The sequence below is a fragment of the Wenzhouxiangella sp. YN1 genome (genome assembly GCF_056324145.1).
Map to the genome: position 1 here is coordinate 125,000 of NZ_JBJNIO010000154.1, position 14,596 is coordinate 139,595.

Sequence of the window (14,596 nt, forward strand, 5' to 3'; positions counted from 1 at the left end):
AATATGAGTTCAAATATTGAATTAGATGCGAAAGATGTGCGTATCGTGCGGCTCCTGCGGAAGAATGCCCGGATCTCGAACAAGGAGCTGGCCGTGAAGGCCGGCCTGGCGCAATCGAGCTGCCTGGACCGCGTGCGCCGGCTGCGCATGGCGCGGGTGCTGACCGGATATCACGCCGATGTCGATCCCGAACCACTGGGAATCGGTCTGCAAGCGATGGTGGCGGTACGCCTGTTGCGCCACGCAAGAGCCGACGTTGAAGCCTTCGAGCGCCACCTCGATACCGTGACCGAGGTCATCACCATTTTCCACGTCGCCGGCGCCAACGACTACCTGGTGCACGTGGCGGTGCGCGATTCGGCCCATCTGCGCGAGCTGGCCCTGTCAGCCTTCACCGAACGCCCGGAAGTCGATCACATCGAAACCCAGCTCATCTTCGCCCACCGACGCAATCACGAGCTGCCGGTCTATCTGACATTCGAAAACTGATGGTCGGCTCTGCAGGTTGGAATTGCTCGATAAGACATGAGTTGAGCACAAAAAAAGGCCCGCCGGATCGGGCGGGCCTTTCTTTGTCCTGATTGCCTGGTCGAAAGTCAGGCGGCTTTCGCCATCTCCCTCAGCACGTAATGCAGGATGCCGCCGTTGCGGTAGTACTCGACTTCCTTTGGCGTTTCCAGGCGCACCCGGGCCTTGAAGGTCGTCTCCTTGCCTTCCGGGTGGGCGGCCTTGACGTCGACTTCCTTTTCGGTGCCGTCGGACAGGCCGGTAATGTCGAAGGTTTCGGTGCCGTCCAGGCCCAGGCTGTCGGCGCTTTCGCCGTTGACGAAGGTCAGCGGCAGTACGCCCATGCCGATCAGGTTGGAGCGGTGGATGCGCTCGTAGCTTTCGGCGATCACGGCCTTGATGCCGAGCAGGCGCGTGCCCTTGGCTGCCCAGTCGCGTGAGGATCCGGAGCCGTACTCCTTGCCGGCAATGACGATCAGCGGCGTGGCGTCGTCGCGGTACTTCATGGCCGCGTCGTAGATCGGCATGACTTCCTTTTCGGGGAAATACGTGGTGAAGCCGCCTTCGGTGCCTTCGGCAATCTGATTCTTGATGCGCACGTTGGCGAAGGTGCCGCGCATCATGACCTCGTGGTTGCCGCGGCGCGAGCCGTAGGAGTTGAAGTCGGCCGGCTGGATGCCCTTGTCCTGCAGGTAGCGGCCGGCCGGGGAGTCCGGCTTGATCGCGCCGGCCGGGGAGATGTGGTCGGTCGTGACCGAATCACCCAGCTTGGCCAGCACCCGCGCGCCGGTGATGTCGCCGATCGGCTCGGGCTCCATGCCCATGCCTTCGAAGAACGGCGGGTTGCGCACGTAGGTCGAATCTTCATCCCACTCGAACATCTCGCCGGTAGGCGTGTCCATGCTGTTCCACAGCTCGTCGCCTTCGAACACGCTCTTGTAGTTCTTGGAGAACATCTCGGAGGTGACGTTATCGCGGATGAAATCCTGAATTTCGTGGGCGTCGGGCCAGATGTCCTTGAGATAGACCGGGTTGCCTTCGGGGTCTTCGCCCAGCGGGTCGTTGACCAGGTCGGCGTCCATGCGCCCGGCAATGGCGTAGGCCACCACCAGCGGCGGCGAGGCCAGGTAGTTCATCTTGACTTCGGGGTGAATGCGGCCCTCGAAGTTGCGGTTGCCCGAAAGCACCGAGCAGGCCACGATCTCGTGTTCCTTGACGGCCTCCTCGATCGGCTCGGGCAGTGGGCCGGAGTTGCCGATGCAGGTGGTGCAGCCGTAGCCGACGGTGTAGAAGCCCAGCGCTTCGAGATCCTTGTCGAGTCCGGATTTCTCCAGGTAGTCGGTGACCACCCGCGAGCCCGGCGCCAGCGAGGTCTTGACCCAGGGCTTGACGTTGAGGCCCTTCGCGCGGGCGTTGCGCGCCAGGATGGCCGAACCGAGCATCACCGCCGGGTTGGAGGTGTTGGTGCAGGAGGTGATGGCAGCGATCACGATCGCGCCGTCGTTCAGGGCGAAGGTTTCGCCCTTGTAAGTGACCTCGGCGGTGCCGGGCACGTCGGTGGCGCCCACGGCGGTACCGCCGCCTTCGCCGGCAAAGCGCTCCAGTGCGCGATCGCGGTCGTTGTCGCGGTCCTTTGTCATCTCCGCGAGCTGCTTGAGGAAGGTATTCTTTGACTTGCTCAGCAGCACGCGATCCTGCGGGCGCTTGGGGCCGGCCAGGCTGGGCACCACATCGTCCAGATCGAGTTCGAGCACGTCGGTGTAGACCGGATCGGCGTCGCCGTCATTGCGCCACAGGCCCTGGGCCTGGGCATAGGCGCGCACCAGCTCGACGCGCTCGTCGCTGCGGCCGGAAAGCTTGAGGTAGCGAATGGTTTCCTCGTCGATCGGGAAGATGGCGCAGGTCGAGCCGAACTCAGGAGACATGTTGCCGATGGTGGCGCGGTCGGCCAGCGGCAGGTGGCTCAATCCGTCGCCGAAGAACTCGACGAATTTGCCCACCACGCCTTTCTGGCGCAGCATGTCGGTGATGGTCAGCACCAGGTCGGTGGCCGTGGTGCCTTCGGGCAGCCTGCCGTTGAGTTTGAAGCCGACGACCTGAGGGATCAGCATGGAAATGGGCTGACCCAGCATCGCCGCCTCGGCCTCGATGCCGCCCACGCCCCAGCCGAGAATTCCCAAGCCGTTGATCATCGTGGTGTGCGAGTCGGTGCCGACCAGAGTGTCGGGCCAGGCCATGGGCTGGCCGTCGACCTCGCCGTCGAAGACGACGCGGGAGAGGTGCTCCAGGTTGACCTGGTGGACAATGCCGGTGTTGGGCGGCACCACCTTGAAGTTGTCGAAGGCGCCCTGGCCCCAGCGCAGAAACGCGTAGCGCTCCTGGTTGCGCTTGAATTCGATCTGATTGTTCAGGTCGAGCGAGTCAGCCTGGCCGTAGCTGTCGACCTGCACGGAGTGGTCGATGACCAGTTCGGCAGGCGACAGCGGGTTGATGCGGTCGGCCTTGCCGCCGAGCGCTTTCATCGCTTCGCGCATGGCCGCCAGGTCGACGATGGCGGGTACGCCGGTGAAGTCCTGGAGCACGACGCGCGCGGGCGTGAACGAGATTTCCTTGCTCGGCTCGGCCTTGGGGTCCCAGTCGGCCAGGGCGGCGACGTCATCGGCGGTGATGTTGCTGCCGTCCTCGAAGCGCACCAGGTTCTCCAGCAGAATGCGAAGTGAATAGGGCAGTTTGCTGACGTTCTGGTGCTTTTTTTCCAGTCTGGGCAGACTGTAGAAGGCGTATTCCTTGCCGTTGGCCTTGAAGTGATCGAGGCAGCCGAGCTCATCACGCATGGGGACTCTCCTGTTAGAAATTTTCGTTTGACGGAACCGTGGTCGCCTGCCGCGGCGCTACAACGGAAACCCGGCATTTTAACACGGGCGTTTACGGCAGCCGCACGGCGTGAAGCGAACGGGTGGCGAACTGCAGCCTTGATGCAGGTATTGGCGCTTTCCGGTGAACAGGCGCCATCGGTCTGGCGTTGTTTGGCGCCGGAGCATTGTTCGCGCTGATCAGGCCGTCAGCAGCTCCTGCGCCTGCTCGAGCATGCGCCGGCGCTGAAACACCAGTCGCCATTGGCGCCCGCCAACCTGGTGCCAGAGGATCGCCGAGCGCAAGCCGGTCAGCAACAGTGCGCGCACAAAAGCCACTTTGTCGCCCTGTTTGAGATACTCGGGACGGCCGCTGATCGACAGCCTGAAGCCAAGCGTCGAGACGTGGCGCTGATAGATATCGGCCAGCTGCGAAAAGACGGCCTCATCGAGTTGCTCATCGGCGTCGCGCCAGGCTTGTTCGACCAGATCGAGTTCGTCGCCAATGGCAGTGAGGCGCTTGCCGTCGCGGCGAACCTGTTTGCTCAGCTTGGCAAGCCCCAGGGCATAGTTGAGCGACTGCAGGCTTTCGTGGTTGCTGCGCGCGCTGAACAGTTCGGTCAACACGCGCAGCCCCATCCGCACTCCGCCAATGCCGCCATAAACGGCTTCGGTTGATTCCGGGCTGCGACTGAACACGCTGCCCACGCTGGCCCGGGCCGCCTGTCCGGAGTAGGTGCCTGATGTGGCAATCTGGCGAACCAGCTCGCTGGCCTGGAGCATGCCGGCAAAGGCGATGGTGGCGTCTCTCATGGCTTGGGGGCTTCCGTATTTCTCGGGTCTGTGAGCGATTGGGGCCGTGGTGCATTGCTGGCAATGACGGTGCCGCCACCCAAGCATTCATCGCCATCATAAACAACCACCGCCTGCCCCGGAGTGACGGCGCGCTGAGGCTGATCAAAGGACAGCCGCAGGCAATCACTGTCGATCGTCTCCACCCGGCACATCTGATCGGGTTGGCGGTAGCGCACCTTGGCGTGCAGCCGCTCGCCGGCTTCCGGCCGTCGGCGGATCCAGTTGAGCTGCCCGGCCTCGAGTTTGGTCGACATCAGCGTGGGGTGGTCGGTCTGCTGCTCGGCGTAGAGCACGTTGCGGTCCAGATCCTTGAAAGTGACGTACCACGGCGCTTCGGGAAAGCCTTTCAGACCGCCGATGTGCAGGCCCTTGCGCTGCCCCAGGGTGTAGTGGATCAGCCCCTGGTGGGTGCCGATCGCCGTGCCGTCGCAGGTGCGAATCTCGCCGGGCTCGGCGTCGAGATAGTTGGCGATGAAGGCATCGAAGTTGCGTTCGCCGATGAAACAGATGCCGGTGGAATCCTTCTTGGTGGCCACCGGCAGGTCGGCGCGCGCGGCCAGCTCGCGCACCTCGGGCTTGGTCAGCTCGCCAAGCGGGAAAAGCGCGTGCGAGAGCTGCTCCTGGTCAAGTGCGTAGAGGAAGTAGCTCTGATCCTTGTTGTGGTCGACGCCCTTGAGCAGCGAAACCGTGCCATCGGCGTTGTCGCGGCGGCGTGCGTAGTGGCCGGTCGCGATCGCTTTCGCGCCCAGCTCTCGGGCGTGCTCGACGAAGGTGCGGAACTTGATTTCACGGTTGCACAGGATGTCCGGGTTGGGCGTGCGCCCGGCCTTGAGCTCGGCCAGAAAGTGCTCGAACACGTCATTCCAGTAGGCGGCGGCGAAATTGCGGCCGTGAAACTCGATGCCAAGGATTTCGGCCACCCGCCGCGCGTCGGCAGCATCCTTACCGGCAGTGCACGGCGAGACCGCCGGCCCGCCGGCAGCAGCCTCGCCGGTATCGGCCGGCTCGTCGTCTTCCCAGTTCTTCATGAACATGCCGGCGATATTCTCGCCCTGCTGCCGCAACAGCCAGGCAACGGTGGACGAATCCACCCCGCCGGATAGGGCCACCATGATCAGATCACTCATGTTTTTCGATATGGGGCCGGCCTTGGTTTATTGCGAGGGTGAGTTCTTATGGGTGGCGGAGTTTAAGCGGACAGGGGCGGCGAGTGGCGGCTGCGATGCGGGAAATGCGGGGCGAACGGCGCATGGGATGCGGGTGGCACGGAGTCGTTCACTCCCCGCTCGGCCAGGCTGGTGTTGACTGCTTGCCCAGGAAAGGCCACCCCGCCCGCGGCAACTCCCGCTCGATCCCTTGAGTAAAGAATCACTCTCCAAACAGATCCGGGCTCATCAGGCCGATGAAGCGCTCGGCCTGGGGCGAGAGGTAGGCGCCGCGGCGGTGTTCAATGGCCCATGGTCATTCAAAGCGGTCCTTGAAGATCAGGTCAGGCTGTTCCTCAAGGACGAAATTCACCGTGCAAGAGCTGTCCACAGGCGCTGTAGTGTAGGTGTTGCCCGACAAGCTGCCACCGCAGCCGCTGGCGCTGACCACAGACAGTGAAGAGTCGAGCGGAAGAGCGCTGTAAGTGACACTGCTGCCGGGGACGACCCACTGCGGTGCTGGAGGTGTGATCAGCGCTGTTCCGCCCGTCACGGTCGCCTTGACGCGATAGAGGCTGGGCATGTAGGTGCCAAATTCGACGGTGATGGTGCAGTTGCCAAAGATTGGCCCGGTAACGTATTCGTTGCCGTCGAGTTGTCCGCCGCAGCCGGTGGCGCTGGTCACGTGATAGCCACTGTCGGGATAGAGGCCGAAGCTTGCTTTACCCCCGCGCGGGACCTTGCGCGCCATGGGCACGATCGAGCCCTGGCCGCTCTGGACGTTCGTGCTGACCGTATACTGCCGCAGCTCCACGGCACCGATGTCGGGTGACGAGCCGCCTTGCGGACGGGAGACGCCACGCTGGTCGATGTCGATGCCGATATCGGTACCGCCATTGATGGCCGGGCTGTGCGACCAGAGAGCCATGGTCTTGGTGGGGCCGCCGTTATCGGAAAGCCTGTTGAGCTGCGGGTCATCGTCCGTGACGCTGGAGCAGTGGGCATGCGTCGGGCAGCCTCCGGTAATGATGCTGTGGGAAAACTGCGGTGTATTGATGGGGTCGGAATTCAGACTGATGGCTGCGCTGCCGGTGTTGCCCCAGAAAATACTGTTGCGGACGTGGCTTTGGTCTCCCTAGGTTCGAAAGCGCACTGCGCTTCCGCCGGCCGGTGCGCTGTTGCCGCTGAAGGTCGAGTGTGCTATCGCAAGATTGCCCGGGTTGATCCGCAGCCACAGTGCGCCGCCCTCACCGCTGGCGGAGTTGCGGTAAAAGGTCGTATTGGCCAGCGTGACGCCGCCCTTGTAGAGGTCGCCGAACAGCGCGCCACCATGTTTGGCGCTGTTGTTGCTGAAGGTAGCGCCGGAAAAGTCGGCTTGCACTGTGGATTTGCCGTTGTATTCAAGCCTTACCGCGCCGCCTTCGTCGGCTGCCTGATTGCTGTCGAAAGTGACGTTGGAAAAAAAGGTGTATAAGTAGAGTTCTTGCCTGCCCCGTCCCAAAGAACTCTGGCATACACGGCGCCGCCGCTGCCGCTGTCGTTCAGCGCTTTGTTGCCGATAAATGCCACGTTTTCAAAGGTCGGACTGCTTTCAGCGTCTTTCATGTAGGCATACATGGCGCCACCATGTGTTCCCGCCCGGTTGTTGTCGAAGATGATGTTGGTCAGCCTGGGCGAGGCGTTATTGTGAGTCAGCATGGCGCCGCCCAGATTGCCGAAGTTGTTGGCAAATAACAGATTTCGCAGAGTGGGGCTGCATTCATCGGTTCGGCTGCCCTTGCAGTAAAGGCCGCCGCCGCCTGGCAGGGTGCCGCTGCCGCCGGTACCGTTGGCCCGTCCGTACGAGATGGTGAAACTGTCGAGCACCGTGTCGGGGCCGGCAGTGCCGATGAACACTACGTGGTAACTGCGCTTGGCGGTTCCCGGGTTGATGCCACCGGACAGTATCGTGCCATTGGTCCTGGGGTCGGGGTCGCGCTGATTGCGTGAGGTTTCATTGCCGGAGAACCCGCCATAGACCTTCTGGCCGGAGCGTATCTTGAAGCTTTTCGTGCGATCGGAGGTGTGCGGCTTGTAGGTGCCTTTGGCGACCCAGACCTCGCGGCATGTAAAATTGTCGGGCCAGGTCAGCGCCGTTTGCAGATCCTTGAAAGCTTGTGACCAGCTGCTGCCGTCGCCGCCGCTTTCGGCGGTCTGATCGACATGGCAGACGGCGGCGGCCGCCGGCTGCGCCAGGGTCAGCATGAAAAGGCCGGCAATGGCCAGCCAGAGTGGGCCGAAAACTTTCATCCCTCGCTGGTCGTTGTCGGTCCATGACTGCGAGCTGACAGTTCGTGGATGAGTCTGTTGCAATGGTTGTTTTCTCCATTCTGCAGGTCTGATTCATCGTGTCTAACGAGATTGGGCTGAGAATCTGCCATGAGCAGGGGGTGTCAGGCGCGGAGTCGACAGAAAGCGTTGAGCGCGGCGTCGAGGGGTACGCTATTGCTCGAACAGATCCGGGCTCATCAGATCGATGAAGCGCTCGGCCTGGGGCGAGAGGTAGGCGCCGCGGCGCAGCACCACGCCGTAGGAGCGTCGGGGGAAATAGCGGCTCATATCGCGCACGAACAGCTGCTGGCGGTCGGCCTCGGTCAGGCAGAAGCTGGTCACGATCGAGATGCCCATCCCCAAAGCGACGTAGCGCTTGATGACCTCCCAGCCGCCGACTTCCAGATTGACGCGGAAGGGCAGGCCGTGTCTCTGGAAGACCAGATCGACGAGCTGGTAGGTGCTCAGGCGCCTGGGCGGCAGGATCAGGCCGTGCGGGCTGATGTCGGTCAGGTCGATTTCGCGCCGGCGTGAGAGCGGGTGGTCGCGGCTGGTGATCAGCGCCGGGTTGAAGTGCCAGATCGGGCGGTAGTCGATGTCGTCGGGCACGTCGAGCATGGAGCCGACCGCGAAATCGACGTCGTCGTTGCGAATCATGCCCAGACCGTCGGCACCGGTGACGTTGTGCAGGTGCACGAAGATGCCCGGATGCTTGCGCCGGAAGCGCATCATCAGCGAGGGCAACAGATGGAGAATGGTCGACTCGCCGGCGGCGATGCGGATCTCGCCGGTGTCGAGCGAGCCGTAGCGGCGCTGGAATTCGTCGGGCAGGGCGTCGATGCGCTCGATGAGCGGGCGCGCCATCTCCAGCAGCGCCTTGCCGGCCGGGGTGAGCTGCAGCCGCGGGCCGTGGCGCTCGAACAGCGGGCGGTCCAGTTCGTCTTCAAGCGCGCGAATCTGCTGGCTGACAGAGGGCTGGCTGAGAAACAGACGCTCGGCCGCTGCCGAGACGCTGCCCGCCCGGGCAGTCTGGATGAAAGCCCGCAGGTGTTTGAGCAGGTTGCCCTTGTAGGTGGCCACGGCGCTTCACTCTCGAAGAATCTGGGGGTCGTGCCCGGCAATTATTGCATTATCCGATAGTTAGAATCAAAAGATTTGATTCGACAAATACTGGCTGCGCGCCGTAGGCTTTCCCCGTCCATCAGACACGGAGCGCAGCCGATGAGCAGCCCATCGCCGCATCACCAGTCCGGGCAGGCAGACGCCAGTCCAGCCGAATTGACCAGCGAGCTGCCGGACGCAGCACAACCGCTGTTTGCAGGCACTTTGCTGCGGCTGCTGGCGCGATTGAGCCGCCGATACCGCGGTCGCGTCGACGCGCTGCTGGCCGCCCGGCAGACGCTGCAGGCCCGCCTGGACGCTGGCGCTGCGCTGCATTTTCCCGCCGAAACCGCTGGCATCCGTGATTCCGACTGGAAGGTGGCCTCGATTCCCGCCGATCTGCGTGACCGGCGCGTGGAAATTACCGGTCCGGTCGATCGCAAGATGATCATCAACGCGCTCAATTCCGGGGCGAAGGTTTTCATGGCCGACTTCGAGGATTCCTCGACGCCGACCTGGGAGAACATGATCAACGGCCAGATCAACCTGTTCGATGCCGTGCGCGGAACCATCGACTTCACCGCTGAAAACGGCAAGCACTACCGGCTCGAACCCGATCCGGCGGTGCTGATCGTGCGCCCGCGCGGCTGGCATCTGGACGAAAGACACGCCCGCGTCGACGGCCGGGCCGTTCCGGCGGGCATTTTCGATGCGGCGGTGTATCTGTGCAACAACGCGCAGGCGCTGATCGCGCAGGGCAGCGGGCCGTACCTGTACCTGCCCAAGCTCGAGAGCCGCCACGAGGCCGCGCTCTGGGAGCAGGTGCTGACCGATATCGAAGCCGCGCTCGATCTCGAGCCCGGAGCCATCAAGGTCACGGTGCTGATCGAGACGATCACCGCGGTGTTCGAAATGGACGAGATTCTTTACGCCCTGCAAAACCGGATCGTCGGGCTCAACTGCGGGCGATGGGACTATATCTTCAGCTATATCAAGCGGTTCCGGATGCATTCGGACAAAGTGCTTCCGGACCGCGCGCAGGTCACCATGACGGTGCCCTTCCTGAGAGCGTATTCACAGCTGCTGATCAGGACCTGCCACCGCCGCGGCGCATTGGCCATGGGTGGCATGGCCGCGCAGATTCCCGTCAAGAGCGATGAGAAGGCCAACGCGGCCGCCATCGAGAAGGTGCGCGAAGACAAGGAACGCGAAGCCGGCGACGGCCACGACGGCACCTGGGTGGCCCACCCGGGCCTGATTCCACTGGCGATGGAGATCTTCGACGAGCAGCTTGGCGACAAGCCCAACCAGCTCGACCGACTGCGTGAAGACGTTTCCGTTACCGCCGAGGAGTTGGTGGCGCCCTGCGACGGCACCATCACCGAAGCAGGCGTGAGGAGCAACATCAACGTCGCCATTCGCTATCTGGGCGCCTGGCTGGCCGGGCAGGGCTGCGTGCCGATCAACCACCTGATGGAAGACGCCGCCACCGCCGAGATTGCCCGCGCTCAGCTCTGGCAGTGGGCGCGCCACGCCCGCGGCGTGCTCGAAGACGGCACCCGCATCGACCTTGGCCTGATTCAGCGCTGGCAGGGCGAGGAGCTGGAGAGGATTCGCGCCGATATCGGCGACGAGGCGTTCTCCAGCGGCCACTTTCTGCGCGCCGGCGAGCTGCTGTTCGAGGTCACCGCCGCCGACGACTTCGTCGAATTTCTCACCCTGCCGGGCTACGACCGGCTCGATTGGACCCCACCGGAGCAATAGCATGAACAGAAACGTAACCCCGATCATCGAGATGGAGCGCGACTGGCTGGAAAACCCGCGCTGGAAAGGCGTGAAGCGGCCCTACGACGCCAGCGAAGTGCTGCGGCTTCGCGGCAGCGTGACCATCGAGCACACCCTGGCGCGAATGGGTGCCGAAAAGCTCTGGCAGCGGATGCACGAAGATGATTTCGTCAATGCGCTCGGCGCGCTGACCGGCAACCAGGCCATGCAGCAGGTGCGTGCGGGCTTGAAGGCCATTTACCTGTCGGGGTGGCAGGTGGCGGCCGATGCCAACATTGCCGGCCAGATGTATCCGGATCAGTCGCTGTACCCGGCCAATTCGGTGCCGGCGGTGGTGCGGCGCATCAACAACACCTTCCGGCGCGCCGACCAGATCCAGTCAGCCGAAGGCGAGGGCGATATCGACTGGTTCGCCCCGATCGTGGCCGACGCCGAGGCCGGCTTCGGCGGCGTGCTCAACGCGCATGAGCTGATGAAGGACATGATCGACGCGGGTGCGGCCGGCGTGCATTTCGAGGATCAGCTTGCCTCGGCCAAGAAATGCGGCCACATGGGCGGCAAGGTGCTGGTGCCCACCAGCGAGGCGGTGCAAAAACTGGTGTCCGCCCGCCTGGCAGCAGATATTGCCAATGTGCCCACCATCATCATCGCCCGCACCGACGCCATGGGCGCCGGCCTTCTGACCTCCGATATCGACGCGGCCGACCATCGCTTCATTACCGGCGAGCGCACGGCCGAAGGTTTCTATCACACCAATGCCGGCCTGGATCAGGCCATTGCCCGGGGCCTGGCCTATGCGCCGTATGCCGATCTGCTGTGGTGCGAGACCTCGACCCCGGATCTGGGCGAGGCGAAGCGCTTTGCCGAGGCCATCCGCGCCGAGTATCCAGACAAGTTGCTGGCCTACAACTGCTCGCCAAGCTTCAACTGGAAGAAGAACCTGTCAGATGCCGAAATCGCGATCTTCCAGAAGGAGCTGGCCGCGATGGGTTACAAGTTCCAGTTCATCACCCTGGCTGGCTTCCACGCGCTCAACCACGGCATGTTCCAGCTTGCCCGTGGCTACAAGGCGCGCCAGATGTCGGCCTACGTCGAGCTGCAGCAGGAGGAGTTCGCGGCCGAAGCGCAGGGCTATACCGCCACGCGCCACCAGCGCGAGGTCGGCACCGGCTACTTCGACGAGCTGACTCAGGCGATCAGCGGTGGCGAATCCTCGCTGAGTGCGCTTTCCGGCTCCACCGAAGAAGACCAGTTCGGCGGCACCGCGAGCGCTTGAAAACCCCTCACGGCTGCCGCAGTATGATGGTCATGGTTCATGGCATGTACTGCGGTAGTCGATGAGTGAGAGAGAGCAACATTCCGTCCCCAACAGCGACGACGGCCTGGCGCTTCAGGAAGCTCGGCCGAAGCTGAGAAAGCCGCCGCTGTACAAGGTCGTTATCCTCAACGATGACTACACCCCGATGGAGTTCGTGGTCGAAGTGCTGCAGCGATTTTTCAGCCTGTCGCGCGACAAGGCCACCAGCATCATGCTGCACGTGCACACGCGCGGTCGTGGCGTGGCCGGGGTCTACAGCTACGAAATCGCGGAAACCAAGGTCGTGATGGTCAATGACTATGCACGCGAACACCAGCATCCGCTGCAGTGCACGCTGGAAGAAACCGATGCCTGACTGCCGCCAGGGCGGAATCATCACCGCCGTCCGGGGTCAGAGAACTTTGAAGCCATTCGCATTGCCGCAAGCGCAAGGTTGCCACGATGTTCAGCAAGGAACTTGAGCTCTCCATCTCGCAGGCCTACCACACGGCCCGCAGCAAACGCCACGAATTCCTTACCGTGGAGCATTTGCTGCTCGCGCTGCTTGACAATGAGTCGGCGCGTGAAGTGCTGCTGGCCTGCGGGGTTGACGCGCAGCTGCTCGGCCACGAGCTCGATCGGGTGCTCACCGAGTCGGTGCCCGTGCTCTCCGAGGGCGATCAGCGCGATACCCAGCCGACCATCGGCTTTCAGCGCGTGCTCCAGCGCGCGCTCTACCACGTGCAGTCGGCCGAGAAAAAGGAAGTGCTCGGCGCCAACGTGCTGGTGGCGATTTTCAGCGAGAAGGACTCACAGGCTGTCTATCTGCTGAGCCAGCAGGATCTGGCGCGCCTGGACGTGGTCAACTATCTCTCGCACGGCATCGCCAAGACCGATGAGGCCGGCCCGCAGGCCGGCGCGGATGCCGTTCAGGCAGCCGAGGGCGGCGCGGAAGAAGAGCAGTCCGCGCTTGCCAGCTACGCTACCAATCTCAACGAGCGCGCGCGGCAAGACAAGATCGATCCGTTGATCGGGCGCGCGCTCGAGGTCGAGCGTACGGTTCAGATTCTGTGCCGCCGGCGCAAGAACAATCCCCTCTACGTCGGAGAGTCCGGGGTGGGCAAGACCGCGCTGGCCGAGGGTCTGGCGCTGCGCATCGTCCGTGAAGAAGTCCCCGAGGTGTTGCACGACGCCGAAATCTGGGCGCTTGATCTGGGCGCGCTGCTGGCCGGCACCAAGTACCGGGGGGACTTCGAAAAGCGGCTCAAGGCGGTGCTGGCGGAGCTGAAAGCACGCGAGAAGTCGGTGCTGTTCATTGATGAAATTCACACCATCATCGGTGCCGGCGCGGCGTCGGGCGGCGTCATGGACGCCTCCAACCTGATCAAGCCGGTGCTGGCCAATGGCGAGCTGCGCTGCATTGGCTCGACCACCTTCGAGGAATACCGCGGCGTGTTCGAAAAGGATCGCGCCCTGGCGCGCCGCTTTCAGAAGATCGACATTGTCGAGCCTTCAGTGGGAGAGACCATCGAGATTCTCGGTGGCCTCAAGCACCGCTTCGAAGCGCATCATGGCGTGACCTACACGCCCGAGGGCCTGGAAGCTGCAGCGACGCTGTCGAGCCGGCATATCAACGACCGGTATCTGCCCGACAAGGCCATTGACGTGATCGATGAGGCCGGCGCACGAGAGCGCCTCAAGCCCGAAGACGAGCGCGCCGAGCAGATCGGTGTCAACGAGATCGAAGGAGTGATTGCCCGCATGGCGCGCATTCCGCCGCGCCAGGTGTCGCGCTCGGATCGCGATGCACTCAAGACCCTCGAGCGCGATCTCAAGATGGTGGTCTTTGGCCAGGACGAAGCCATTGGCACGCTGTCATCGGCGATCAAGATGTCGCGTTCGGGTCTGGCCGATACCGATCGGCCGATCGGCAGCTTCCTGTTCGCCGGTCCCACCGGCGTGGGCAAGACCGAGATCACGCGCCAGCTGGCCATGACCATGGGTATCGAGCTGATTCGCTTCGACATGTCTGAATACATGGAAGCCCACACTGTCTCGCGCCTGGTCGGCGCGCCGCCGGGTTATGTCGGTTTCGACCGTGGCGGTCTGCTGACCGAGGCAGTCACGCAGACGCCGCACGCCGTGTTGCTGCTCGACGAAATCGAGAAAGCACATCCGGATGTCTATAACCTGCTGCTGCAGATCATGGACCATGGCACCCTGACCGACGCCAACGGGCGCACCGCCGATTTCCGTAACGTCATTCTGGTGATGACCACCAACGCCGGCGCCGAGCTGATCAGCCGCCGCGGAATCGGTTTCATGCCGTCAGATAACACCACCGACGGCATGGAGGCCATTCGCAGACAGTTCACGCCGGAGTTCCGCAACCGTCTGGATGCAATCATCCAGTTCGAGTCGCTGGCGCTGGATGTTGTTCTGCAGGTTGTCGACAAGTTCCTGATGGAAATGGAGAACCAGCTGGCCGATAAGGGCGTGACCATCGAGATCAGTTCCGGCGCGCGCCAGTGGCTGGCCGAGCACGGCTTCGACGAGAAGATGGGAGCCCGACCGATGAAGCGCATCATTCAGGATCACATCAAGCGTCCTCTGGCCGACGAACTGTTGTTCGGCGATCTGTCCGAGGGCGGCGAAGTCGAAGTGTCCGTCCGCGAGGACGGGGACGGGCTGGAGCTGGTTTGCCGCAGCGCTTCGGCTGCTGCGGCGCCGGTGACCGATTGAAC

General features: G+C 63.2%; 12 protein-coding genes. 5 read left to right on the plus strand and 7 right to left on the minus strand.

What is annotated here, in order from left to right:
• The first annotated feature begins 3 nt into the window (after positions 1-3).
• The gene (locus tag ACEWQZ_RS10440; protein ID WP_476483024.1) at positions 4-489 is read left to right on the plus strand and encodes an Lrp/AsnC family transcriptional regulator; all 486 of its coding nucleotides are present in this window, start codon (positions 4-6) and stop codon (positions 487-489) included.
• Positions 490-596: 107 nt separating this feature from the next.
• On the opposite strand, the gene acnA is transcribed toward ACEWQZ_RS10440, so the two are convergent.
• The 7 genes from acnA to ACEWQZ_RS10475 form a co-directional block, all read right to left on the minus strand.
• Positions 597-3,341 carry an aconitate hydratase AcnA gene (acnA, locus tag ACEWQZ_RS10445; protein WP_476483025.1) on the minus strand — a complete coding sequence of 915 codons (2,745 nt, stop codon included), beginning with the start codon at positions 3,339-3,341 and terminating at the stop codon, positions 597-599.
• Positions 3,342-3,560: 219 nt separating this feature from the next.
• The gene (gene hflD, locus ACEWQZ_RS10450) at positions 3,561-4,172 is read right to left on the minus strand and encodes a high frequency lysogenization protein HflD (protein WP_476483026.1); all 612 of its coding nucleotides are present in this window, start codon (positions 4,170-4,172) and stop codon (positions 3,561-3,563) included.
• Positions 4,169-5,341: a tRNA 2-thiouridine(34) synthase MnmA gene (gene mnmA, locus ACEWQZ_RS10455; RefSeq protein WP_476483027.1), complete on the minus strand. Its 1,173-nt coding sequence runs from the start codon at positions 5,339-5,341 to the stop codon at positions 4,169-4,171. The genes hflD and mnmA overlap by 4 nt, the downstream gene beginning before the upstream one ends.
• A 334-nt stretch (positions 5,342-5,675) precedes the next feature.
• Positions 5,676-6,467, minus strand: a complete 792-nt coding sequence (locus ACEWQZ_RS10460; RefSeq protein WP_476483186.1) for a choice-of-anchor Q domain-containing protein — start codon at positions 6,465-6,467, stop codon at positions 5,676-5,678.
• A gap of 27 nt (positions 6,468-6,494) precedes the next feature.
• Positions 6,495-6,860, minus strand: coding sequence for a hypothetical protein (locus ACEWQZ_RS10465; RefSeq protein ID WP_476483028.1), 366 nt, complete (start codon positions 6,858-6,860; stop codon positions 6,495-6,497).
• Entirely contained in the window at positions 6,767-7,648 is an 882-nt protein-coding gene (locus ACEWQZ_RS10470; RefSeq protein ID WP_476483029.1) for a hypothetical protein, read from the minus strand. The genes ACEWQZ_RS10465 and ACEWQZ_RS10470 overlap by 94 nt, the downstream gene beginning before the upstream one ends.
• Before the next feature lie 192 nt (positions 7,649-7,840).
• Positions 7,841-8,749 carry a LysR family transcriptional regulator gene (locus tag ACEWQZ_RS10475; RefSeq protein WP_476483030.1) on the minus strand — a complete coding sequence of 303 codons (909 nt, stop codon included), beginning with the start codon at positions 8,747-8,749 and terminating at the stop codon, positions 7,841-7,843.
• Between the two features lie 141 nt (positions 8,750-8,890).
• On the opposite strand from ACEWQZ_RS10475, the gene aceB reads away from it, so the two are divergent.
• From aceB to clpA, 4 genes are all read left to right on the plus strand, one after another.
• Entirely contained in the window at positions 8,891-10,534 is a 1,644-nt protein-coding gene (gene aceB, locus ACEWQZ_RS10480) for a malate synthase A (protein ID WP_476483031.1), read from the plus strand.
• 1 nt (position 10,535) lies between these two features.
• The gene (gene aceA / locus ACEWQZ_RS10485) at positions 10,536-11,831 is read left to right on the plus strand and encodes an isocitrate lyase (protein WP_476483032.1); all 1,296 of its coding nucleotides are present in this window, start codon (positions 10,536-10,538) and stop codon (positions 11,829-11,831) included.
• 61 nt (positions 11,832-11,892) lie between these two features.
• A complete protein-coding gene (clpS, locus tag ACEWQZ_RS10490; protein ID WP_476483033.1) occupies positions 11,893-12,228 on the plus strand; it encodes an ATP-dependent Clp protease adapter ClpS in 336 nt (111 codons plus the stop codon).
• Between the two features lie 86 nt (positions 12,229-12,314).
• Entirely contained in the window at positions 12,315-14,594 is a 2,280-nt protein-coding gene (gene clpA, locus ACEWQZ_RS10495) for an ATP-dependent Clp protease ATP-binding subunit ClpA (RefSeq protein ID WP_476483034.1), read from the plus strand.
• Positions 14,595-14,596: the final 2 nt, after the last annotated feature.

Bases quoted from the DNA above. Each gene is read 5' to 3' on its own strand.
- ACEWQZ_RS10440 (WP_476483024.1), top strand. From the start codon at position 4: ATGAGTTCAAATATTGAATTAGATGCGAAAGATGTGCGTATCGTGCGG.
- acnA (WP_476483025.1), bottom strand. From the start codon at position 3,341: ATGCGTGATGAGCTCGGCTGCCTCGATCACTTCAAGGCCAACGGCAAG.
- hflD (WP_476483026.1), bottom strand. From the start codon at position 4,172: ATGAGAGACGCCACCATCGCCTTTGCCGGCATGCTCCAGGCCAGCGAG.
- mnmA (WP_476483027.1), bottom strand. From the start codon at position 5,341: ATGAGTGATCTGATCATGGTGGCCCTATCCGGCGGGGTGGATTCGTCC.
- ACEWQZ_RS10470 (WP_476483029.1), bottom strand. From the start codon at position 7,648: ATGAAAGTTTTCGGCCCACTCTGGCTGGCCATTGCCGGCCTTTTCATG.
- aceB (WP_476483031.1), top strand. From the start codon at position 8,891: ATGAGCAGCCCATCGCCGCATCACCAGTCCGGGCAGGCAGACGCCAGT.
- aceA (WP_476483032.1), top strand. From the start codon at position 10,536: ATGAACAGAAACGTAACCCCGATCATCGAGATGGAGCGCGACTGGCTG.
- clpS (WP_476483033.1), top strand. From the start codon at position 11,893: ATGAGTGAGAGAGAGCAACATTCCGTCCCCAACAGCGACGACGGCCTG.
- clpA (WP_476483034.1), top strand. From the start codon at position 12,315: ATGTTCAGCAAGGAACTTGAGCTCTCCATCTCGCAGGCCTACCACACG.